Source organism: Formosa sp. Hel3_A1_48 (assembly GCF_001735715.1).
In the GTDB taxonomy this organism is placed as follows: Bacteria; Bacteroidota; Bacteroidia; order Flavobacteriales; family Flavobacteriaceae; genus UBA3537.
This window is the reverse complement of sequence record NZ_CP017259.1, coordinates 1,625,239-1,646,782: the sequence shown is the minus strand read 5'-3', so window position 1 is coordinate 1,646,782 and position 21,544 is coordinate 1,625,239. Positions and strand designations below refer to the sequence as shown.

Annotated in this window: 22 protein-coding genes; 6 read left to right on the top strand and 16 right to left on the bottom strand. The window is 35.9% G+C overall.

Annotated elements, in window-relative coordinates; translation table 11 throughout:
• Nucleotides 1-15 precede the first annotated feature (15 nt).
• The 13 genes from bshC to recR all read right to left on the bottom strand — a co-directional run bounded on the left by bshC (nucleotide 16) and on the right by recR (nucleotide 12,156).
• The gene (gene bshC, locus FORMA_RS07435; RefSeq protein ID WP_069675064.1) at nucleotides 16-1,617 is read right to left on the bottom strand and encodes a bacillithiol biosynthesis cysteine-adding enzyme BshC; all 1,602 of its coding nucleotides are present in this window, start codon (nucleotides 1,615-1,617) and stop codon (nucleotides 16-18) included.
• 48 nt (nucleotides 1,618-1,665) lie between these two features.
• Nucleotides 1,666-2,967 (bottom strand): 30S ribosomal protein S12 methylthiotransferase RimO, encoded by a 1,302-nt coding sequence (rimO, locus tag FORMA_RS07430; RefSeq protein WP_069675063.1) that lies wholly within the window; start codon nucleotides 2,965-2,967, stop codon nucleotides 1,666-1,668.
• Nucleotides 2,968-2,976: 9 nt separating this feature from the next.
• Nucleotides 2,977-4,590, bottom strand: coding sequence for an amidase family protein (locus tag FORMA_RS07425; protein WP_069675480.1), 1,614 nt, complete (start codon nucleotides 4,588-4,590; stop codon nucleotides 2,977-2,979).
• 7 nt (nucleotides 4,591-4,597) lie between these two features.
• Entirely contained in the window at nucleotides 4,598-5,551 is a 954-nt protein-coding gene (ftsY, locus tag FORMA_RS07420; protein ID WP_069675062.1) for a signal recognition particle-docking protein FtsY, read from the bottom strand.
• Between the two features lie 102 nt (nucleotides 5,552-5,653).
• Entirely contained in the window at nucleotides 5,654-5,806 is a 153-nt protein-coding gene (locus FORMA_RS07415) for a DUF4295 domain-containing protein (protein ID WP_069675061.1), read from the bottom strand.
• Between the two features lie 42 nt (nucleotides 5,807-5,848).
• Nucleotides 5,849-6,031, bottom strand: coding sequence for a 50S ribosomal protein L33 (gene rpmG / locus FORMA_RS07410; RefSeq protein ID WP_069675060.1), 183 nt, complete (start codon nucleotides 6,029-6,031; stop codon nucleotides 5,849-5,851).
• A 21-nt stretch (nucleotides 6,032-6,052) separates the two neighbouring features.
• Complete coding sequence (gene rpmB, locus FORMA_RS07405; protein WP_069675059.1) at nucleotides 6,053-6,289, bottom strand: 50S ribosomal protein L28; 237 nt, start codon at nucleotides 6,287-6,289, stop codon at nucleotides 6,053-6,055.
• Nucleotides 6,290-6,376: 87 nt separating this feature from the next.
• The gene (locus FORMA_RS07400) at nucleotides 6,377-7,618 is read right to left on the bottom strand and encodes a competence/damage-inducible protein A (protein WP_069675058.1); all 1,242 of its coding nucleotides are present in this window, start codon (nucleotides 7,616-7,618) and stop codon (nucleotides 6,377-6,379) included.
• Nucleotides 7,619-8,230 (bottom strand): fumarylacetoacetate hydrolase family protein, encoded by a 612-nt coding sequence (locus FORMA_RS07395; protein WP_069675057.1) that lies wholly within the window; start codon nucleotides 8,228-8,230, stop codon nucleotides 7,619-7,621.
• Entirely contained in the window at nucleotides 8,231-9,007 is a 777-nt protein-coding gene (locus FORMA_RS07390; RefSeq protein WP_069675056.1) for a 3'-5' exonuclease, read from the bottom strand. It abuts the gene before it with no gap.
• A 3-nt stretch (nucleotides 9,008-9,010) separates the two neighbouring features.
• Nucleotides 9,011-10,342 (bottom strand): dihydrolipoamide acetyltransferase family protein, encoded by a 1,332-nt coding sequence (locus FORMA_RS07385; protein WP_069675055.1) that lies wholly within the window; start codon nucleotides 10,340-10,342, stop codon nucleotides 9,011-9,013.
• 70 nt (nucleotides 10,343-10,412) lie between these two features.
• Complete coding sequence (locus FORMA_RS07380; protein ID WP_069675054.1) at nucleotides 10,413-11,534, bottom strand: glycosyltransferase family 2 protein; 1,122 nt, start codon at nucleotides 11,532-11,534, stop codon at nucleotides 10,413-10,415.
• 4 nt (nucleotides 11,535-11,538) lie between these two features.
• A complete protein-coding gene (gene recR / locus FORMA_RS07375; RefSeq protein WP_069675053.1) occupies nucleotides 11,539-12,156 on the bottom strand; it encodes a recombination mediator RecR in 618 nt (205 codons plus the stop codon).
• Between the two features lie 162 nt (nucleotides 12,157-12,318).
• Here recR and FORMA_RS07370 point away from each other — a divergent pair, with 162 nt between their 5' ends.
• A complete protein-coding gene (locus FORMA_RS07370) occupies nucleotides 12,319-13,776 on the top strand; it encodes a sodium:solute symporter (RefSeq protein WP_069675052.1) in 1,458 nt (485 codons plus the stop codon).
• On the opposite strand, the gene FORMA_RS07365 is transcribed toward FORMA_RS07370, so the two are convergent.
• Nucleotides 13,747-14,121 (bottom strand): CoA-binding protein, encoded by a 375-nt coding sequence (locus tag FORMA_RS07365; RefSeq protein ID WP_069675051.1) that lies wholly within the window; start codon nucleotides 14,119-14,121, stop codon nucleotides 13,747-13,749. The genes FORMA_RS07370 and FORMA_RS07365 overlap by 30 nt on opposite strands.
• The gene (locus tag FORMA_RS07360) at nucleotides 14,115-15,125 is read right to left on the bottom strand and encodes a 3-oxoacyl-ACP synthase III family protein (protein WP_069675050.1); all 1,011 of its coding nucleotides are present in this window, start codon (nucleotides 15,123-15,125) and stop codon (nucleotides 14,115-14,117) included. Before FORMA_RS07360 ends, FORMA_RS07365 begins: the two co-directional genes overlap by 7 nt.
• 125 nt (nucleotides 15,126-15,250) lie before the next feature.
• Here FORMA_RS07360 and htpG point away from each other — a divergent pair, with 125 nt between their 5' ends.
• The 5 genes from htpG to FORMA_RS07335 all read left to right on the top strand — a co-directional run bounded on the left by htpG (nucleotide 15,251) and on the right by FORMA_RS07335 (nucleotide 21,273).
• Nucleotides 15,251-17,164, top strand: coding sequence for a molecular chaperone HtpG (gene htpG / locus FORMA_RS07355; protein ID WP_069675049.1), 1,914 nt, complete (start codon nucleotides 15,251-15,253; stop codon nucleotides 17,162-17,164).
• Between the two features lie 175 nt (nucleotides 17,165-17,339).
• Entirely contained in the window at nucleotides 17,340-17,939 is a 600-nt protein-coding gene (locus FORMA_RS07350; RefSeq protein WP_069675048.1) for an alpha-ketoglutarate-dependent dioxygenase AlkB family protein, read from the top strand.
• Between the two features lie 38 nt (nucleotides 17,940-17,977).
• Nucleotides 17,978-18,871: an alpha/beta hydrolase family protein gene (locus FORMA_RS07345; RefSeq protein WP_231924979.1), complete on the top strand. Its 894-nt coding sequence runs from the start codon at nucleotides 17,978-17,980 to the stop codon at nucleotides 18,869-18,871.
• A gap of 368 nt (nucleotides 18,872-19,239) precedes the next feature.
• Entirely contained in the window at nucleotides 19,240-20,556 is a 1,317-nt protein-coding gene (locus FORMA_RS07340; protein WP_069675046.1) for a DUF819 family protein, read from the top strand.
• A 24-nt stretch (nucleotides 20,557-20,580) separates the two neighbouring features.
• The gene (locus tag FORMA_RS07335; RefSeq protein WP_069675045.1) at nucleotides 20,581-21,273 is read left to right on the top strand and encodes a DUF4369 domain-containing protein; all 693 of its coding nucleotides are present in this window, start codon (nucleotides 20,581-20,583) and stop codon (nucleotides 21,271-21,273) included.
• On the opposite strand, the gene FORMA_RS07330 is transcribed toward FORMA_RS07335, so the two are convergent.
• A complete protein-coding gene (locus tag FORMA_RS07330) occupies nucleotides 21,274-21,540 on the bottom strand; it encodes a hypothetical protein (protein ID WP_069675044.1) in 267 nt (88 codons plus the stop codon).
• Nucleotides 21,541-21,544 lie beyond the last annotated feature (4 nt).

The window sequence follows — 21,544 nt, the reverse complement described above, 5'->3', positions numbered from 1 at the left end:
ATTTTTTGTAAAAACTTATAAAGAAATTACAGTAAACTCTTGTTGAAAAGGATTCAGCTCTGTTTTTAATTTTTGAATAAAATTATGTCCATATATCGCATAAAAAGCAGAAAAGTTCAACACACGTTCTTGTAAATTTCCATTTGGAAAAAATGAAGACTGTAGCAAAAGTGCTTTGTCTATATGTCTATTATGCTTTCTTTTTTCAGCTTTCAGTAAGCGTTTTTCCAAATTTGAGAGTCCTTTAAGTTGCTTTTTCTCCTGCGCTGCAACTGCTCCTAAAAAAGAACCATCGGTTTGCTTTGCCAATGCGTAAAGCTGTTCGAATTGTTTCTTAAGATGATTCTTTTGCTCTGAAAAATCAACAGGATGTTGAGTTTGTTTCAGTGTTATTTTTTTGGTTAAATCATCTGATGACAAAAATAAATCTGCTACAGTTAAATTTAATTTCTCTAGATTTTGGTGTTGCTTTTCTGAAATCAAAAGCACAGAACTACGGTGCATCAGTAAAGGAAAAGTAACTTCAAATCGCTCAAAACAAGATTTGAGTTGTAGCCAATACGAAAGTTCGCCACCTCCGCCAACATAACACAAGTTTGGTAAAATTGTTTCTTGATAGAGCGGACGCATTAAAACATTGGGTGAAAAACGTTCAGGGTAAGTTTCGAGTTCTTTTAAAATCCCATCCAAATCCCAACTCAAAGTTGTATTCAAAACTCGAAAAATACCGTTATCTACTTCAATGCGTTCTCTCAAATTATTAGTGATGTAAAATAAATTTAAAGCCCTTGGGTTGACTTGAATTTTGAAATTTGAATCCACATCTTTTAGTAATTTATTAGTTTTTGAAACTTCATCAAAAACTAACTTTTCTTCAAGTTCATTCTTCAAGCATGGCAAAAATAAGCGCTTGAGTTGTGCGTCATCGCCATCAACAACAACAAGTCCATCCTTGCCAAACAACTGATGCACCAAACATCTGGTAGCATCGGCCAAATTGTTTTGTTTTATGTACGCTTTTTGAAAGATTTCAATCACCGCTTTTGAATTCTCATCAGCCCCCAAATGAGTAGAAAATTGACCGAAAAAATTTTTAAGCTCTGCAATAGATAAGCGCCCCACTGGACCTTGAGATTGATGTTGCCATTCAAAACGGTGTTCTCTAAAATAAAAATGATTGATCTCTTCAAAATCGTGGTCTTCTGTAGCCATCCAAAATACAGGCACAAAAGTGTGTTTTGGATATTTTTCTTTCAAAACTTTAGCCAAATTGATGACCGATATAATTTTGTACAAAAAATACAGGGGCCCACCCATTAGGTTCAATTGATGACCCGTAGTCACCGTAAAAGTTGAGGCTTGCTTTAGGGCATTTATTTGTGATTTCGTAAATACATTAGGACTAAGGTGTTTGTATTGTCGGTCTAAGCTTTCAACCAAAATTTGACGTTTTTCATCAGAAAAATGTTTCGATTTGACACTCATCTGAGTCGGAAAATTTTCAAGTGTTGCGGGTAGACCGTGGAAAGAAGCAACGTCCGGATGGCCTTTCAAAACTTGTTGAACAAGTTCTGAAAGCGTTTGGGTTTGTGCATATGGAATTTGTTGAGTGGCCATTCTGTTTTGTAGTTCACAAAGATACTTCAATAAATTTTATTGAAAAAACTACTCAACTGTAGCATACAAATCAAAATCCGCAGCTTCGTTGATGGTTACTGTAGCAAATTCTCCAGTTTTAAGATATACTTTAGAAGCATCAATCAAAACTTCGTTGTCTACATCTGGGGAATCAAACTCAGTACGGCCTACAAAATATTGGCCTTCTTTACGGTCAATTACCACACGTAAGGATTGGCCTATTTTGGCTTGATTCAACTCCCAAGAAATTTGAGACTGCAGCTCCATAATTTCATTGGCACGTGCTTGTTTTACATTTTGGGGTACATCATCAACCAAATTATAGGCATGGGTGTTTTCTTCATGGGAATAGGTGAAACAGCCCAAGCGCTCGAAACGCATGGATTCTACCCATTGTTTAAGAATTTGAAAATCTTCTTCAGTTTCTCCAGGGTAACCAACTATCAGAGTTGTTCGAATGGCCATATTGGGTACTGCTTCACGAAATTGGTGTAGCAATTTTGTGGTTTTTGCCTGTGTTGTACCTCGGCGCATACTTTTCAGGATGTTATCTGAAATATGTTGCAATGGAATATCTAAATAATTGCATATTTTTGACTCGTTTTTCATGACATCCAAGACGTCTATCGGAAAGCCAGTTGGAAAGGCATAGTGCAATCGGATCCATTCAATACCTTCAACCTCAACCAAAGCTTTAAGCAGTTCTGCAAGATTTCGTTTTTTATATAAATCTAAGCCGTAGTACGTTAAATCTTGTGCAATAAGAATGAGCTCTTTAACGCCATCAGCAGCCAGTTTTTTAGCTTCAACAACTAAATCCTCAATAGGCGTTGAGCGGTGTTTACCGCGCATCAAAGGAATAGCACAAAAACTACAAGGACGGTCACAGCCCTCAGCAATTTTTAGATAAGCATAATTCTTGGGTGTCGTTGTGAGCCGCTCACCTATAAGTTCGTGCTTATAATCAGCGCCCAATGCTTTTAGGAGTTGAGGCAATTCTGTAGTGCCGAAATATTGATCAACATCTGGAATTTCCTTGACTAAATCAGGTTTATACCGCTCACTTAAACAACCAGTAACAAAGACTTTATCAACTTCACCGGCGTCTTTCTTCTGAACAAAATCCAAAATGGTATTTACACTTTCTTCCTTGGCATTATCAATAAATCCACATGTATTAATCACTACAATATTACCATCCTCCTCGTGGGCGACTGCTTTGCCATTGGCTTTAAGTTGACCCATAAGTACTTCGCTATCATACACATTTTTGCTACAGCCAAGAGTAACGACATTGATTTTGTTGGTTTTACGTGATTTTGTTCTCATTAAAAGTTTTTAGTTGTAATTATTGGGTGTAGGTCGTTTTTCAAAAGCTTTTTCAAATTGATAACCCCATGCATAAAGTTCTGGTTCCTGATGTGGTTTTGCGATAAAAGTGAATCCTTTTGGAGCTCCCTCATCTGAGAGGCCCATTGGCACAGTGAGTGCTGGATATTCTGCTACAGCAGCATAACCAGCGTGGTAATTATTTATGGAAAGAACTGCATCCAATTGATGAAATTTCATTACTGAATCGAAATAAGCGCGGCCATTGGTTTTTAGTATTGATTTGATGGATTCTAATTCTTTGTTTGTTGCATCATCAGCAACAATACCTATAAACAATTTTTGGCCATAAGGAGCTCTTTTTAGTGAATCTAAGGCATTAAAATCAATGATTGACTGAACACCATCATACGGTAAGTTTGTATTGGCATGCCATTTAAAATAAGTTGGTAAATCGACTTTCATATCCAAATTCAAAAGTCTCAAAAAATCAGGAAGATCAACATCTTCAGGGGTTATGGTGATCACTTTAGCACCATTGCGCTTCAAAAGGTTTACCGCAGCTGTGTAAAGTGAATCTTTCAATAGCGATTGAATCGCACCAAAACGCTTACCCTGAAAGTTAGATTGTTGCAGTACGTTAATGTCAATTGCTGCAACTGTTTTGGATTTAAAGTCATCTCTGTCTTTTCCTATCATTCCATTAAAAATCAATACATTATCAATCACATATTTTGTAATTGGACCCGCAGTATCTAACGTACTAGAGATAGGAACTATACCAGTTCGGCTGATCGCTCCAATGGTTGGTTTAAGTCCTACACCTGCATTTTGACTGGCAGGCGAAAGTATAGATCCTGATGTTTCACTTCCAACGGCTGCAGCACAAAAATTAGCTGCAACAGCTACAGCACTTCCAGAACTTGAGCCGCCAGTATCTAGTGTTTTGCGGCCATAAGGGTTAAACGTTTGTCCACCCACTGTACTGTAACCACTTGGGCAGTCTCCACAAAAGAAATAAGCCCATTCACTAAGATTAGCTTTTCCTAAAATCAGTGCCCCTGATGCCTTAAGCTGCTTTGAAACAAAGGCATCATCGGTGTGGTTCTTCAACAAGGCTACAGCACCAGCGGTAGTAACCATATCATAGGTATTGATATTATCTTTCAAAAGAATTGGCATCCCATAAATTGAAAAATTTGAAAGATTTTCAGGTCTATTAAGGTCTTTTTCTTTGGCATCCTTAATAATGTTGGGGTTCAAAGAAATCACAGAATTTAGTGATTTTTCATTCATCCTATCAAAAGATTTGATACGATACAAATAGAATAAAGTTAATTCTTCATATCTGAGTTTCCCTTGTTTAATAAACTTCTGTAGTGTTGGAATATCTTGGTTCATTACAAGAGGCTTTAAGGTTTCATAACGATCAGATGAGAAAATAGAAAGTTCATCTTGAAATGGTGCCCAAAACTGCTTTAAATCTATATAATTAGAATCTTCTACCTTAAACGATCGAAATGATTTTTCAGAAATATCACTTAAGCTATCATCTGGGTCATGAGTCTGATTTTTACAGCCAAAAAAAATAAAAAACAATAAAAATAACGCCCCTTTTTTCATATTCATATTAATTAAAAAAAGAGTCTACAAATTCAAATTTATTAAAGACTTGAAGATCATCTATGCCCTCACCAACACCGATGTACTTAACGGGCACTTGAAACTGATCGCTAATTCCTATTACAACGCCGCCTTTAGCGGTGCCATCTAATTTTGTGACTGCTAAGGCATTGACTTCTGTTGCTGCAGTAAATTGCTTGGCCTGTTCAAAAGCATTTTGCCCAGTTGATCCGTCCAAAACCAATAAGATTTCATGCGGTGCATTTGGCACTACTTTTTGCATGACTCGTTTAATCTTAGTTAACTCATTCATCAGATTGACTTTATTATGTAAACGGCCAGCAGTATCAATGATCACAACATCAGCATTGCCGCTAACAGCACTTTGAAGGGTATCAAAAGCAACCGAAGCAGGATCGCTGCCCATATTTTGTTTTACGATTGGTATGTCTACACGATCAGCCCAAACTTGCAATTGATCAATGGCAGCAGCTCGAAATGTATCAGCCGCACCCAAAACTACTTCCATGCCCTGTTTTTTGAACTGATATGCCAATTTACCAATAGTAGTTGTTTTGCCTGCACCATTGACTCCGACCACCATAATGACATGAGGTTTTTCTGTATTTTCAACTGAAAATTCTTTAGCATCTCCAGAATTGGTTTCTGAAAGTAAGGCTGCAATTTCTTCTCTTAAAATAAGGTTTAACTCTTCTGTACCAAGATATTTATCTTTAGAAACACGAGCTTCAATTCGATCTATTATTTTTAAAGTTGTATTGACTCCTACATCACTAGTTACTAAAACTTCTTCTAGGTTATCTAAGACACCATCATCGACTTTAGATTTTCCTGCAACTGCTTTTCCTAATTTATTAAAAAAACTAGATTTAGATTTCTCTAAACCTTTGTCAAGGGTTGCCTTTTTTTCTGATGAAAATATCTTTTTAAAAAAACTCATGATTCGTATTATTTAATCGCATTTAGACCATTTGCAAGGTACTAAAAAAATAAAAAGCTGCTTTGTAGAAAAGCAGCTTTAGAAAATTATATATGTTAATGTTTACTTCTTATTTAAAAAGTCACTAACTTTTTCAGGAGACATTATTGATTCAACAAAAATATAAGCTCCAGTCTTGGGAGATTTTACCATTTTGATTGCTTTTGTCAAACGTTTTGACCCTGTTTGTAACGATGCTACTGATTTCTTTGCCATAATTCAAGTATTACTCGGTGCTTTATTCTAATGCCCTTAAAATTATTTAATTTCTTTATGCACAGTCATACGCTTAAGAATAGGATTAAATTTCTTAATCTCCATGCGGTCTGGTGTGTTTTTCTTGTTCTTAGTTGTGATGTATCGAGAAGTTCCTGGCTGACCTGAAGCCTTGTGCTCAGTACACTCCAAAATTACTTGAACTCTATTTCCTTTTTTTGCCATAATGCTTTAGGTTAGCTGTGTTTATTTTAAAAACCCTTTAGATTTTGCTTCTTTGATGGCTGCAGTAATACCAATCTTATTGATAGTTTTTAATGCAGAGGTAGAAACTTTTAGTGTGATCCACTTATCCTCTTCAGGAAGATAAAAACGCTTTTTCATCAAATTTGCATTGAATTTGCGTTTTGTTCTGTTCAAAGAGAAGGAAACGTTGTTTCCTACCATTGCTTTTTTCCCTGTAAGTTCACAAACTTTTGACATGATCTTTAATTTATTAGTTTTGTTGTTTCAAAACGAGGTGCAAAAATACGAATTCTTTGCAAGTTCACAAATTTTATGAAGTCAATTTTAAAAAATTTCTTTTTGCAGTAAAGTAAGTGCCATGTGTACTGCTTTTGTAGTGATGCGTTCGCGTTGTTTTCCAAATGTAAACTGCTTAGCATATACTGATTTTGGGGTAGCAATTGCAATACAAACTGTACCCACCTCGGCATCTGAATCTCCTTTTTCCGGTCCAGCATTTCCTGTGGTAGCCAATGCATAGTCTGAACCGCATAGCTTCTGAATACCTAAAGCCATGGCTTTAGCGACTTCAGTACTTACAACAGAGTGTTTTTTAATAAGCCCTTCGTCTACTTCCAAAAGCTGAATTTTTATTTTGGTATCGTAAGCAATCAGCCCGCCTTTAAAATAGTTTGATGCACCAGGATTTGCTGTAAACTGAGCACCAATACGTCCGCCTGTACAGCTCTCAGCAACTGCCAAGGTTGAATCTAGATTCACAAGTTGTTTTCCAATGATTTGCTCGATGGAGGAGTCATCTTCAAAGCCCACAAAAACATCACTGATTTGAGGAAGTAACGATTCTATTTGAGTGTTTATAGTATCCATTACTACATTTTTATCATATCCCTTTGAAGATAAACGCAAACGAACACGGCCTAAATTTGGCAAATATGCTAATTTTACTGTTTTAGGCAAATTGTCCTCCCAGTCAGATATTCGATCGGCAATAACACTCTCCCCAAGTCCATAAGTGAGCAAGGTTTTGTGTAATATGAATGGAAGGTTGAATTGCGCTGACAGCTTTGGCAGAACTTCATTTTGCATCAATGCTTTCATCTCAAAAGGAACACCAGGAAGTGAGATAAATATAGTTTGAGCGTTCTGCATCCACATCCCTGGCGCAGAACCCGATTGGTTCATTAAAACCTTGGCTTTTGAGGGCACCAGCGCTTGGTCTAAATTAACCTGAAGCAAAGGTTGTTTTATATGGGTTTTCCAAATATGTTTTATGTGTGCAACAACCTCTTCATTACGCACCAAGGTATCGTTAAAGTATTGGGCCAAAGTAGTTTTGGTGATGTCATCTTTAGTTGGTCCTAGACCACCTGTGATAACGACCAAATCTACTTGATGTTCTGCCTTTTTCAGTGCTTTTAGAATGTGTGCTTTATCATCTTGAACTGAAGTGATTTGGAAAACAGAAATACCAATTTTATTAAGCTCTTTTGAAATATAGGCCGAATTTGTATCAATTATTTGACCAATTAAAATTTCATCTCCAATAGTAATGATCTCTGCTTTCATTTACTTGACTTTAATATTGAAAAACTCTTCATTTTCAATGTATCCTTTAAGGATGTCGCCAGCTTGCACTTGACCAACACCAGCTGGTGTACCTGTAAAAATAATATCTCCGATTTTGAGGGTAAAAAACTGTGAGACATAAGCAATAACCGCATCAATACCCCAAAGCATCTGTTGTGTGTTTCCAGATTGAACTACCACGTCATTTTTTTTAAGACTAAATGAAAGATTTTCAAGGCTTTCGAATGTGGATTTTGGTGCCCATTTCCCGACGACTGCAGATCCATCAAAAGCCTTAGCTTTTTCCCAAGGCAAACCACTGGCCTTAAGTTTTTGCTGAAGATCCCTTGCGGTAAAATCAATACCCAAACCAATATGATCGTAATACTTGTGGGCAAACTTAGTTTCTATATACTTTCCAACCCTATTTATTTTCACAATAACTTCTACTTCGTGTTGTATGTTTTTGGAGTAATCGGGGATGAAAAAAGGTTGTTTTTTTAAAAGAATAGCGGTATCGGGTTTGATAAACACGACAGGATCACTTGGCTTTTCATTTTTAAGCTCGTTAATATGATTGATGTAATTTCGACCAATACAAATCAGTTTCATCTAAGACAGTTTCTGATTAAAAGCCCGCAGTTTAATGGCGGTCAAAACCTTTTTAGTATATAATGGAAAGTCTGCATTGAGTAGCCAACCAAAATATCCGGGCTCCTTATTTAAAATCTCAGTCACTTTTTGACCTTTGTGTTTTCCAAATGCAAAACATTCATCACCTGCTTTATCGAACTTTATGAAACCTGCAAAATCGGCAAACTTTTGACGCGTACTGAATTGTGCTAGATATGAAGTATCGTTTTCTAAATCTTCATACCGATCCAATTGAGCTTTGAGCACTTCATACGTTGCAATAGTATCGGCCTCAGCGCTGTGGGCATTTTGTAGATCTTTACCACAATAAAACTTGTAGGCTGCTGTGAGGGTGCGTTGTTCCATTTTATGAAAAATTGTTTGAACATCTACTGATTGTGTATTTTTCATATCGAAATCAACTTCAGCGCGAAGCATTTCTTCGGCAAGAATTGGAATGTCAAAACGGTTGGAATTAAAACCTCCTAAATCAGCATCTTTAATCCAAGAATAAATCTCTTTAGCAAGCATTTTAAATGTGGGGGCGTCACCTACTTTTTCGTTGGTTATACCATGTACTGCTGTAGCCTGAGGGGGAATTGGCATCTCAGGATTAACCAACCATGTTTTCTTTTCTTCTTTTCCATCTGGGAAGACTTTCAAAATTGAAATTTCAACAATTCTATCGGAAGTAATACTGATTCCTGTAGTTTCTAAATCAAAGAAACAAATAGGTTTTTTAAGATTCAATTGCATATGCTAAACTTGTCTGTTTTCGTCCCAAGACTCCAACAATTCTTTAACTGTTTTAAGAAATAGCCCACCGAGGGCTCCATTAACAACTCTGTGATCGTATGAATGGGATAAAAACATTTTTTTACGTATGCCAATAAAATCGCCTTCATTAGTTTCGATAACGGCTGGTGCTTTTCTTATGGCACCTAAAGCTAAAATACCTACTTGAGGCTGATTGATAATAGGTGTACCCATGATACTTCCAAAACCACCAACATTAGTAACAGTATATGTGCCGTCTTGTATGTCATCTGGACTTAATTGGTTGTTTCGTGCTCGAAACGCCAAGTCATTGACTCTTTTGGTCATACCCATTAAGTTCAACTGATCGGCATTTTTAATTACTGGAACAATAAGATTACCATCTGCTAGCGCGGTAGCCATACCAAGATTGATAGATTTGTGTTTTATAATACGATCTCCATCGACAGAAATATTAAGCATGGGGTGAATTGTAAGCGCTTTGGCCACAGCTTCCATAAAAATAGGGGTAAATGTAATTTTTTCACCAAAATTTTCATGAAACTTTAGTTTGATTTTCTCACGCCAATTCCAAACTTTAGTGACGTCAACTTCAATAAATGACTGAACATGTGCTGAAGTTTGCACAGAGTTTGTCATGTGTTTAGAAATGAGTTTGCCCATGCGTGTCATTTCTATAATTTCATCTGCACCACTAGAAGCAGTTGAAGCCACTGGAGCTGATATGGAGGGGTTTGTGGGTATAGAACTAGCACTAGGAGTATCGGCTTTAGTGCGATGATCTAGATAATTAATCATATCATTTTTGGTTACTCTACCTCCTTTGCCACTGCCCGGGATTTGGTCCAACTCCGTTTGTGTAATACCTTCTTTCTTTGCAATATTTTTGACTAGAGGAGAATAAAATCTTGTATCATTTGAACTTAAAGGTGACGCAAGGGTCTTTGCAGCAGCAACAGTATCTTGAACCTCCGAAATATCATCACTTGACGCGCTGTCTTGTATTTCTTCCTCATCGTTTTGTGTATGAGAATTCTCAGCCTCATGTTGTGCGGTTTGGGGCTGATGTTTACCTTCTGTTTCTATAATTGCTATCGTTTGACCGACTTCGACGACCTCATCAACCTCAAACTTCTTCTCAAGAAGAATCCCACTAACTTCACTTGGAACATCACTATCCACTTTATCAGTGGATATTTCAACAACAGCTTCATCAACTTCAATATAGTCCCCAATTTCTTTGAGCCAAGTATTTAGAGTAGCTTCAGCAACACTCTCGCCCATTTTGGGTAATTTAAGTTCAAATTTTGCCATAATAATTGTTTGTTTGGGTCTTCATTTGTGGTGCAAAATTAACGAAAATTAGCGAGAAAATCAATTGTTTTTAAAAGTAGATGACACTTTCAAATTCGTCGAAATGAATCACCTCACCACGCTGTTTTGAGGAATCGCTACCAACAAAATAGTTTGTTTTGATTGGACGTATTTTGTAAGATATGAATTTATTTTCGCTTGAATCGATTTGACTTATAACATATTCAAAACTAACACATTCAGTGTCAAAAATAATATCGTAATGAGAGGTTGGCGACAAGGCGTAATCAGCACTTATGGCGATAGATTCTTTGATATTTAGCCATTTCTGATTTGAAAAAGGTTTTATAAATGCAACTTTTTTTGGAATACGCTTTTTAGGCTGCTTTGGATTTGAAAAATAAGGTGCTAAAGTAGCTGTAATTGAGATTAGAGCACTCGTGAAAATATTGGTATTGAAATGTTTTTTGTAAAATAACCTCATTGCATTGTAAAAACGCTGAGACTGTATTTTACTTTTAGCCGTACTTTCCCCTTTAAAATGGATCACTGTTGTGTTCCCAAGATAATAATTCAAATAACCAAGCTTTTGCACTCTGTAAGACAAGTCTATATCTTCTCCGTACATGAAAAAATCCTCATCAAAGCCACACAACTCATTGTACAATGATCGTCTTAAAAACATCAATGCTCCAGGAATTACATCTACAGGCTTGGAATCTAACTCCGCGATTTGATTGGCATAATATTTTGTTCCAATTCCAATAAATTTCTGTATGGAAATAGAGATTTTAGGAAAATTTCTTTTGCTTTCTGGCAAAAATAAACCAGAGCCATCAATAAGCCTGCAACCAACTAACCCAACATTGGATTTGGATTCTGAAAAATTGAGTAAATTCTTCAATGTGTTTTCAGTCAGAACTACATCAGGATTTAAAATACAAACATACTCTCCTTTAGCCTGCAGAACAGCCTGGTTGTTAGCTTTTGAAAAGCCTACATTTTGTTTATTTTCAATTAGACGTACATTTGGAAATTTGTTTTTAACCATTGTACAACTCTCATCAGTCGAGTCATTATCTATCACAATAATTTCAGAATTGATTCCATCTAACGAAGCTTGGACACTTCTTAAGCAGAGCTCCAGAAAGTAGCGTACATTATAATTAAGAATGACAACTGATAATTTCAAATGGTTAAGGTTTTATTGAGGATTCAAATGGCACTCTATTGGTTATGCTACGGCCCAGCGTAACTTCATCTGCATATTCTAATTCATCACCAACTGAAATACCTCTAGCAATTGTAGACAGGGTAATATTAGCTCCTTGAATCTGTTTGTATATATAAAAGTTTGTGGTATCACCCTCCATTGTAGAACTCAAAGCAAAAATCAATTCATTTACTTTTCCTGTTTGAACTTTATCAACCAAGCTTTGAATATTCAAGTCTGATGGTCCTATTCCATCCATTGGAGAAATTTTACCTCCCAAAACATGATAAATTCCTCTAAAACTCCCTGTACTTTCAATAGCCAAAACATCTCTTATGTCTTCTACTACACAGATGGTTTGTTGATTCCTAGTGGGATTTGCACAAATCTCACAAAGTAGGTTGTCTGAAATATTATGGCATTGTGCGCAAAAATTTATAGACGATCTCATCACGTTTAGTGCATTAGTGAGCTGACTCGTCTGGTGCTCTGGTTGACGTAATAAATGCAGTACAAGCCGAAGTGCGGTACGACGACCTATACCAGGTAATTGCGCTACTTCATTAACAGCATTCTGCAACAACTTCGATGAAAATTCCATATTTTATATTATACTTTATAGAACGGTCCAAATACCATATTAGTGTGGGTTAAAGGAAAAGGAGTAAAATATCCTGTAATTTAGCTTTAGGTTATTTTATAAAATTATAAATTTACCAAGTCTTGTGGTGTATTTGAGTACCACAAATATAAATTTATTAAGTTGAAAGGACAACACATTCTACTGATCACTTTTGTTTATTTTGTGTTTCTAGTCGTAATTGCACGATTAACAGGAAAAAATGACAGTAATACAGATTTTTTTAAAGCCGGTAAGCAATCTCCTTGGTATTTGGTAGCGTTCGGCATGATAGGTGCCTCTCTATCTGGTGTGACATTTATTTCTGTCCCAGGTTGGGTTCAAAGTTCAGAGTTTAGCTATTTTCAAGTGTGCTTGGGATATGTTGCGGGCTATGTTGTGGTTGCTTTTATGCTGTTGCCTATTTATTACAAATTAAATCTAACTTCAATTTACGAATACCTACAACAGCGATTTGGCCGTATTAGCCACAAAACTGGTGCGTTTTTCTTTTTTATTTCTAGGGTTTTAGGGGCTGCTTTTCGAATGTATCTTATGGCAATTGTATTGCAACAATTTGTCTTTGAACAATGGAATATTCCTTTTGAAGTCACGGTCATTTTATCAATACTACTCATCTGGATTTACACTAACAAAGGGGGCATCAAAACCATTGTTTGGACCGACACACTACAAACACTTTTTATGGTTTGTGCTGTGGTACTTTCTATTTATTTTATCACAAATGAGTTAGGGTGGAGTTTTTCAGAATTTTTAGTTTCTGAAGAATTGAATCAATACAGCTCAATCTTTAGAACAAACTCTATTTTGACAAGAGATCATTTCTTAAAGTCGTTTTTTGGAGGCATGTTTATCACCATTTGTATGACAGGATTAGATCAAGATATGATGCAGAAAAACCTGACCTGTAAATCGCTAAGAGATGCACAAAAAAATATGCTCTGGTTTAGTATTGTACTAACACTAGTAACATTCTTGTTTTTACTTTTGGGAGCTTTGTTATTCATTTATGCAGAGCGGTTTGACATTGCATTACCTCTGATGGATGGAGATCCTAAGACCGATTTACTTTTTCCTGAAATTGCACTTAATACTGGATTAGGAATGACTTTAGCTTCAGTTTTTATTTTAGGACTTATCGCAGCGGCTTACAGCAGTGCCGATAGTGCTCTCACATCGCTTACAACTTCTTTTTGTGTCGATATTTTAGACCTCAACAAACATTCAGATACTGACAAAAAACGCATTCGAAAACAAACTCACATAGGAATGAGTGTACTTTTGATTTTTGTTATTATAGCTTTTAAACATATCCTAGATTCCAATGTCATAAATAGTCTTCTCACGGCTGCCACATATACCTATGGTCCTTTACTTGGTCTTTTTGCATTTGGAATTTTTACAAATTATAAGATCAAAGATAAATGGGTTTGGCTAGTAGCGTTATTGTCTGTTTCTATTTCTTATAGCTTAGGACAAATTCCAGCAGAACAAATCGGTGGCTATGTTATTGGTTATGAACTACTCCCCATCAATGGGCTTCTTACATTTCTAGGATTGGTATTGATTCGTAGACAATAAAACCAAAGTGCAAGACATTTCATATGAAATATTGTGCTGATCTAAAACTTTAAAAAAAGCTGGGTTTTCTGTTCCTGGATTAAAAATTACCCGCTTTGGATTAAGATTCAAAATATAATCGATGTATACGGACTGTCGTTTTGGATTTAGATAAAGAGTAACTGTGTGAATATTTTTATAGGGTTTCAAATTCGTGTCAATTTTTACCTGAGCAACAGTACCCTGCTTTAAGCCAAAAGCCTTAACTGGTACACCAAACTTTCTAAGCATCAAAATAGCTTTGTAGGCATATCGATCGGGATTGGGCGAAGCACCAAAAACTAAGGTTTCGTAGGAATCTACCATTTAATTATCACACTACCCCACGTAAAACCACTACCAAAAGCAGCCAGTACAACTGTGTCTCCAGATTTAATTTTCCCTTGTTCACAAGCTTCACTCAGCGCAATAGGAATGGATGCAGCTGTAGTATTTCCATAATTTTGAATATTATTAAATACCTGTTCATCTGAAAGTTGAAACTTTTTTTGAATGTATTGGGAAATACGCAAATTAGCTTGATGAGGAATTAACATACTGATATCCGAAACATTGAGTTTATTAACTTCAAGACCTTCATTGATAACTTCACTAAATCTTCTTATAGCGTTTTTGAAAACAAATTGGCCATTCATATAAGGCCTGTAGCTCATATCTTCAGGGTCATTATCAGCAATAATTTCTGTCACCCAACGCTTCCCCATTCCCGGTGCTTCTGCAGCAAGTTCTAGGGCATGCTTACCTTCAGAATGCAAGTGAGACGATAAAATTCCTTTGGTGGTATCCTCCTCTCGTGTAAGAACGGCAGCACCAGCACCATCACCAAAAATAACAGAAATACTTCTTCCCCTGGTAGATACATCAATACCACGGGATTGTAATTCGCTGCCGATGACCAAAATATTTTTGTACATGCCTGTTTTAATAAATTGATCTGCAACAGAAATTCCATAGACAAAACCTGAACATTGATTACGGACATCCAAAGCACCAACAGTATCAATTTCAAGGGCTTCTTGAACTTGAACACCGGGACCCGGGAAGTAGTAGTCTGGGCTGAGTGTAGCGAATACAATAAAATCAATATCCTGTTTATCGATTCCGGAGTTTCGAATTGCATTTTTAGCAGCCTTCAAACCCATACTAAAAGTAGTGTCTCCATCGCCCTTGACAGCCCATCTACGCTGTCTAATACCTGTCCGCTCTTGAATCCACTGATCATTTGTATCCATAAGCTGTGACAAGTCGTCATTCGTTACAACGTTTTCTGGAACGTAATGACCCATTCCTAATATTTTTGAATTGTACATACAGATGTTTTGTTGTGATTGCTCTACAAATATAAACTTTATATAATGCCAGTTTGTCACATTATACAGAATGGTATCCTTTTTGTCATAATTTTAACACTATTAATTCAAAAACAAAAAATACCATGAGTAAAGGAACAATAAATGTATCCGTTGATAATATTTTTCCGCTAATTAAAAAATTTCTGTATAGTGATCACGAAATCTTTTTACGCGAATTGATCAGTAATGCAACAGACGCCACGTTAAAACTAAAGCACTTAACCAATATTGGAGAGGCAAAAGTAGAATATGGCACCCCAAAAATTGAAGTTAAAATTGACAAAGAGGGCAAAAAACTTCACTTGATTGATCAAGGAATTGGAATGACAGCAGACGAGGTTCAAAAATACATCAATGAGGTCGCTTTTTCAGGTGCAGAAGAGTTTTTAGACAAATACAAAGACAAAGTTGAAGATGCTGGTATTATTGGACATTTTGGTCTTGGTTTTTACTCTGCATTCATGGTCGCTGAAAAAGTAGAAATTATTACTAAATCGTACAAAAACGAACCGGCAGCTCACTGGTTATGCGACGGAAGCCCGGAGTATAGCTTAGAAAAATCAGATAAAAAAGAGCGTGGTACCGAAATTATTCTGCACATCGCAGAAGACTCGACAGAATTTTTAGAAGAAAAAAGGATTACTGAGTTGTTAAACAAGTACAACAAGTTTATGCCTATACCTATCAAATTTGGCACAAAAGAAATAAATGATCCAGAACATAAACCAAAAACAACAACTGACAAAGACGGCAAAGAGATTACCGAGCCACACCGTCAGATTACAGTTGACAACATCATCAATAATCCAAGCCCAGCATGGACCAAAACACCATCTGATCTAAAAGACGAAGATTATAAAGGTTTTTATCGTGAGCTGTATCCGATGCAGTTTGAAGAGCCGCTTTTCAACATTCACTTGAATGTTGACTACCCCTTCAATTTGACAGGAATATTATATTTCCCAAAGATGTCAAATGACATGAATATCCAGAAAGACCGCATTCAACTGTATCAAAATCAAGTTTTCGTTACTGACAATGTGGAAGGGATAGTTCCTGAATTCTTGACAATGCTACGTGGAGTTATTGACTCGCCAGACATTCCCTTGAATGTGTCGCGTTCGTACCTTCAAGCTGATGGTGCTGTTAAAAAAATATCTTCCTACATAACAAAAAAAGTCGCTGATAAATTAAAATCCTTATTTAATAATAATAGGGAAGATTTTGAGGCTAAATGGAACGATATTAAAATCGTAATTGAGTACGGCATGCTTTCTGAAGAAAAGTTCTTCGAAAAATCAGAAGCATTTGCATTGTACCCTACTGTTGACGGAACATATTATACCTATGAAGAGCTGTACAACAAAATTAAAGCAAAACAAACAGACAAAGATGATAAACTAGTCATATTGTATGCATCTAACGCTGAAGAACAACACAGCTATATAGAAGCAGCCAAAGCAAAAGAATATGAAGTTCTGTTATTAGATTCACCAATTGTATCACATTTGATTCAAAAATTGGAGGGCAGTAAAGAAAAGATTTCATTTGTTCGAGTTGATTCAGACCATGTAGATAAATTGATTCAGAAAGAAGAACACACAATTTCTAAACTTAGCGATGAAGAAAAAACAAAACTAGATGAACAACTTAAAGCTGTTATTTCTTCAGAAAAATTCATTGTTCAATTAGAAGCTATGGACAGCAATGCTGCGCCATTTATAATCACACAACCAGAATTCATGCGCCGTATGAAAGAAATGCAGCAAACTGGGGGCAGTGCAGGAATGTTTGGCATGGGTAATATGCCAGAAATGTATAACCTTGTAGTGAATACCAACGCTGACTTAGTCAATGAAATTCTTAATACAAAAACTGCAAAAAAACGTGAACGTTTAATTAATCAGAGCTTAGATTTAGCTCAACTCTCACAAGGACTTCTTAAGGGAGAGGCGTTAACTAACTTCATTAAAAGAAGTTACGATATGATTAAATAAGTTTAATCTACCATTAAAAGAAGGCGATTTTCATGAATCGCCTTTTTTTATTGATAAAAGTAAACTAATGCAATTCAAAAAAAAGAGTTAATTTCACTAAACATCAACAACCAAAACTCGCAGGTCTGTATTTTTTTATAAATCAATTTACAATAGCTTAGAAAAAATCAAAATAATGCTTTTTCAAGATCAAAATAATGAACCTCTTGCGTTGAAAGATGCTGAATTATCTTACGATCCGTTGTTCTTATCAAAACAAGAAGCGTCTAGATATTTTAGTGTATTGCGTCAAGAGACCAATTGGCAGCAAGACCAGATTAAAGTCTTTGGAAAAGTTTATAATCAACCGCGGTTAACCGCGCTTTATGCCAATAACAAAAACCCCTATAGTTATTCAAATATCAAAATGTATCCTAGCCCATTTACTGCACATTTATTAGAACTAAAATCTAAAATTGAAAATCGGCTAAAACTTTCATTTACATCTTGTTTACTCAATTTATACCGCGACGGACAAGACAGCAACGGATGGCATGCTGATAATGAAAAAGAATTAGGAAAAAACCCTGTTATTGCATCGGTGAGTTTAGGTGGAGAACGTATGTTTCACATGAAACACCGTACGGATAAATCTCAAAAATTAAAGTTGAACTTAGCACATGGAAGCCTGTTGGTTATGAGCGGAAGCACTCAACATCATTGGCTACATCAAATTCCAAAAACAAAAAAAAATAGCAAAGAACGCATTAATTTGACTTTTCGAATCATTAAATAATTATCATGAAAAACTACAGCAAATTATTTTTATTTTACATGCTAGGATTAAATTTTGTGACAGCGCAAATTTTTACAGAAACAGAAATTGTAATAAACCAGCACATTGAGGGAACCTTACTTACTCCAAGCGATACAGAGTCAACTCCCTTAATTATTTTCATTGGAGGATCAGGCCCTACTGACCGCGATGGAAATCAATCTTTTATGAAGAATGACATGTTGAAAAAATTAGCGGTTAATCTATCAAACAACGGAATCTCTACATTTCGTTACGACAAGAGAATTGTAAAACAAATTCGTACTAATACAATTGATAAAAATATTTCTTTTGATGATTTCGTTATTGATGCTAAATCTGTGATTGATTATTTTGCGCCTAATTATAAAACAATTGTTATAGCTGGACACAGTCAAGGAAGCTTAGTAGGACTTTTGGCGTTGGATCAAAATACTTCAGGTTTTATCTCACTAGCGGGTGCTGGAAAAACTATTGACCAAATTTTAATAGAACAAATTTCAAAAACAGCGCCAATGTTTTTAAATGAAAGCAAACGAGTTATAGCCGTCCTAAAAGCTGGAAAAACAACAAATGATTATCCTGTTGCTCTGTCATCTATTTTCAATTTAGAAGTACAAGCATTTATGGCAAATTGGATGCAATATGACCCAGTCGAAGAAATGAGAAAACAAAGTATTCGATCACTTATCATCAATGGGGATAAAGACCTTCAAGTCGGAATACCTGAGGCAGAACTATTATACAGTGCAGCAACCAAAGGAGAATTAGTTGTAGTTAAAAAAATGAATCATATTTTGGTAAAGATTGAAGGAGATGATTTGGAAAATATGAAATCTTATAATCAGAGTGAAATAGACTTAGCTGAAGAAGTAACGGACAGCATATTGGCGTTCGTTATTTCATTAAACTAAAAAAAGCACTGTTAAACAGTGCTTTTATTACTAACCAACCAAAGTGTATTCAATATACGTACTTTATGAGGCTAAATTATGACGATTAATTCGAATAAATACTGTCTTTAACAATACTTTCACAAAAGGAAAAAGCACCATTTAAAAAAATGATGCTTTAACCACTAACCAACCAAAATATATTACTAACAAAAAAATTAAATAATATATTTTTTATTAATCAACTTCCGTGCCAAAAAAATAAATCCCCTTAACTGTTTTATATAATACCAAAATCAATGATTCATTATTTGCCTTTAGTTTAATGGCTATTTACTGCTCATTATGTTTATATTTGTCAATACAGGTAGCAGCAAAATTCTAAAAAAATGACCGAAAGCATACCACTAATAACAAACGATACAATTGTCTTTGGCTTACTAATGCTAGCCATTGCTTTTGTTTTTTATACCGAGTCCAAAACTTCTGGTTTTTGGTTTAAATTTTACAAAATAGTTCCTGGGCTTTTTATGGCTTACATGCTGCCAGCAGTTTTTACAACATTAGGATGGATTGCTCCAGACTGGGAACGCATTACTTATACTGGGGCTGTAGTACAAGAAAGTAGTAATTTATACTATGTTACCAGTCGTTATTTGCTTCCAGCAGCCTTAGTGCTGATGACATTGAGTATTGATTTGAAAGCTGTATTCAATTTAGGCTGGAAAGCCCTCATTATGTTTTTTACTGGAACTATTGGAATCGTCATTGGAGGCCCCATTGCTATTTTACTTATTGCTATGATCTCACCAGAAACCGTAGGTGGTATTGGTGCAGATGCGGTTTGGCGTGGACTTTCTACACTTGCAGGCAGTTGGATAGGTGGCGGTGCAAACCAAACAGCTATGTTGGAAATTTACGGATATAACCCTAAACTGTACGGCGGAATGGTATTTGTAGATATTGTAGTCGCTAATATTTGGATGGCGCTTTTACTTATTGGTATTGGAAAACGCAAACGCATCAATTCATGGCTAAAAGCAGATACAACAGCCATTGAAGAACTAAAAGAGAGAGTATCATCGTTTACTGAAAGTGTTAAAAGAAATCCAAGCTTAACTGACTTGATGATTATGGTTGGAATTGCCTTTGGGACGGTCAGTTTTGCTCATTTTGGTGCAGGGTACTTAGCCCCTTTATTTGACAACTATATTTCTGGAATAGAGTCCACTACCGCTAGAAATATATTTACCTTTTTAGGATCGTCATTTTTCTGGATGATAAGTATTTCGACACTTGTAGCAATAGCCCTTTCATTTTCAAAAGCGAAAAACTATGAAGGAGCTGGAGCAAGCAAATTTGGTAGTGTTTTTATCTATATTTTAGTGGCTACTATTGGCATGAAAATGGATTTAAAACTTATTTTCGACAACACTGGACTCATTGCTATTGGTGTAGTGTGGATGAGTATTCATGCACTATTGCTAATTCTTGTTGCAAAACTAATTAAGGCTCCTTACTTTTTTCTAGCCGTAGGAAGTCAAGCCAATGTTGGTGGAGCGGCCTCTGCTCCGATTGTGGCCTCTGCTTTTCACCCTTCTCTAGCAACCGTTGGAGTATTACTTGCTGTTTTTGGTTATGCCATAGGGACAGTAGCTGCAATTGGATGTACAATTCTTATGACCTTAGCAGCAGCAACTTCTTGAGATAATTAATTTAAAAAAAAACGCATGAACCGAATTTTTCAATTTCTTTTTCTAACTACCTTTGTCGGTTGTAACACAGCACCAAAACACAACGCAACTGTTTCATCTACTGTAAAGGGACTACAAAAAGGAACTGCTTATTTACAAAAGTTTAAAGACACCACATACATCACTGTAGACTCTCTGTCAATTAAAGGTACAGAATTCTTTATTTTGGGTTGTGAACTTCTAGAGCCGGAAGTGCTTTATTTAAGTTTATCCAACGAACCGACTGCCGAGCGAATTGAATTTTTTGCTAGCGAAGGCAATACTACGATAAATACTAGCTTGAAACGATTTGTATACGATGCTAAAATAGAGGGCAACGTACAACAAAAGCTTCTAAATGACTACCGCGCTAATCTAACGCGATTTAAAAACAAACAATTAGAATTAATCGAAGCTTCTTTAAATGCACAACGCACAAGCAATAATCAAGATGTTATCTCCACGAAAAATGAAATGGAAGTTAACTTGAAAAGACAATACCTATACAGCATCAATTATGCGGTTAGTAACAATGATAATGAAGTTGCACCCTACATCGCTTTGTCTGATGTATATGACGCCAATCCAAAGTATTTAGATACAGTATACAACAGTTTAACTCCAAAAATTGCAGCGTCTAAGTACGGGGCGATTTTAAAGGATTATATAGAAAAAATAAAGCTGAACTAACTAAAGGGCGTTAATCTTCTCAATCATAGCGCGTCCCTTAGACTCTAGTTCTGAAGCGATTCCTTTGAAATGGGTCTTGTGGTTTTCAACATCACGAGCATTGACTTTTTCAATAAGTTCATCAAAAGTAGCAATGGCTTCATCGATTATGGCCTCACTCTTTTTTCGATCCTTCTCTGGGTTTGCAGATTCCCAAATATAAACTGCTTCGATGATGTCACCTAAAACATAATTGATATCCTTTTTTAAATTTCTAACGTTAGCCATGATT

What these genes read in the sequence shown, in the direction of transcription:
- bshC (WP_069675064.1), bottom strand. Translation starts at nt 1,617, where the DNA reads ATGGCCACTCAACAAATTCCATATGCACAAACCCAAACGCTTTCAGAA.
- rimO (WP_069675063.1), bottom strand. Translation starts at nt 2,967, where the DNA reads ATGAGAACAAAATCACGTAAAACCAACAAAATCAATGTCGTTACTCTT.
- FORMA_RS07425 (WP_069675480.1), bottom strand. Translation starts at nt 4,590, where the DNA reads ATGAAAAAAGGGGCGTTATTTTTATTGTTTTTTATTTTTTTTGGCTGT.
- ftsY (WP_069675062.1), bottom strand. Translation starts at nt 5,551, where the DNA reads ATGAGTTTTTTTAAAAAGATATTTTCATCAGAAAAAAAGGCAACCCTT.
- FORMA_RS07415 (WP_069675061.1), bottom strand. Translation starts at nt 5,806, where the DNA reads ATGGCAAAGAAATCAGTAGCATCGTTACAAACAGGGTCAAAACGTTTG.
- rpmG (WP_069675060.1), bottom strand. Translation starts at nt 6,031, where the DNA reads ATGGCAAAAAAAGGAAATAGAGTTCAAGTAATTTTGGAGTGTACTGAG.
- rpmB (WP_069675059.1), bottom strand. Translation starts at nt 6,289, where the DNA reads ATGTCAAAAGTTTGTGAACTTACAGGGAAAAAAGCAATGGTAGGAAAC.
- FORMA_RS07400 (WP_069675058.1), bottom strand. Translation starts at nt 7,618, where the DNA reads ATGAAAGCAGAGATCATTACTATTGGAGATGAAATTTTAATTGGTCAA.
- FORMA_RS07395 (WP_069675057.1), bottom strand. Translation starts at nt 8,230, where the DNA reads ATGAAACTGATTTGTATTGGTCGAAATTACATCAATCATATTAACGAG.
- FORMA_RS07390 (WP_069675056.1), bottom strand. Translation starts at nt 9,007, where the DNA reads ATGCAATTGAATCTTAAAAAACCTATTTGTTTCTTTGATTTAGAAACT.
- FORMA_RS07385 (WP_069675055.1), bottom strand. Translation starts at nt 10,342, where the DNA reads ATGGCAAAATTTGAACTTAAATTACCCAAAATGGGCGAGAGTGTTGCT.
- recR (WP_069675053.1), bottom strand. Translation starts at nt 12,156, where the DNA reads ATGGAATTTTCATCGAAGTTGTTGCAGAATGCTGTTAATGAAGTAGCG.
- FORMA_RS07365 (WP_069675051.1), bottom strand. Translation starts at nt 14,121, where the DNA reads ATGGTAGATTCCTACGAAACCTTAGTTTTTGGTGCTTCGCCCAATCCC.
- FORMA_RS07360 (WP_069675050.1), bottom strand. Translation starts at nt 15,125, where the DNA reads ATGTACAATTCAAAAATATTAGGAATGGGTCATTACGTTCCAGAAAAC.
- htpG (WP_069675049.1), top strand. Translation starts at nt 15,251, where the DNA reads ATGAGTAAAGGAACAATAAATGTATCCGTTGATAATATTTTTCCGCTA.
- FORMA_RS07350 (WP_069675048.1), top strand. Translation starts at nt 17,340, where the DNA reads ATGCTTTTTCAAGATCAAAATAATGAACCTCTTGCGTTGAAAGATGCT.
- FORMA_RS07345 (WP_231924979.1), top strand. Translation starts at nt 17,978, where the DNA reads ATGCTAGGATTAAATTTTGTGACAGCGCAAATTTTTACAGAAACAGAA.
- FORMA_RS07340 (WP_069675046.1), top strand. Translation starts at nt 19,240, where the DNA reads ATGACCGAAAGCATACCACTAATAACAAACGATACAATTGTCTTTGGC.
- FORMA_RS07335 (WP_069675045.1), top strand. Translation starts at nt 20,581, where the DNA reads ATGAACCGAATTTTTCAATTTCTTTTTCTAACTACCTTTGTCGGTTGT.
- FORMA_RS07330 (WP_069675044.1), bottom strand. Translation starts at nt 21,540, where the DNA reads ATGGCTAACGTTAGAAATTTAAAAAAGGATATCAATTATGTTTTAGGT.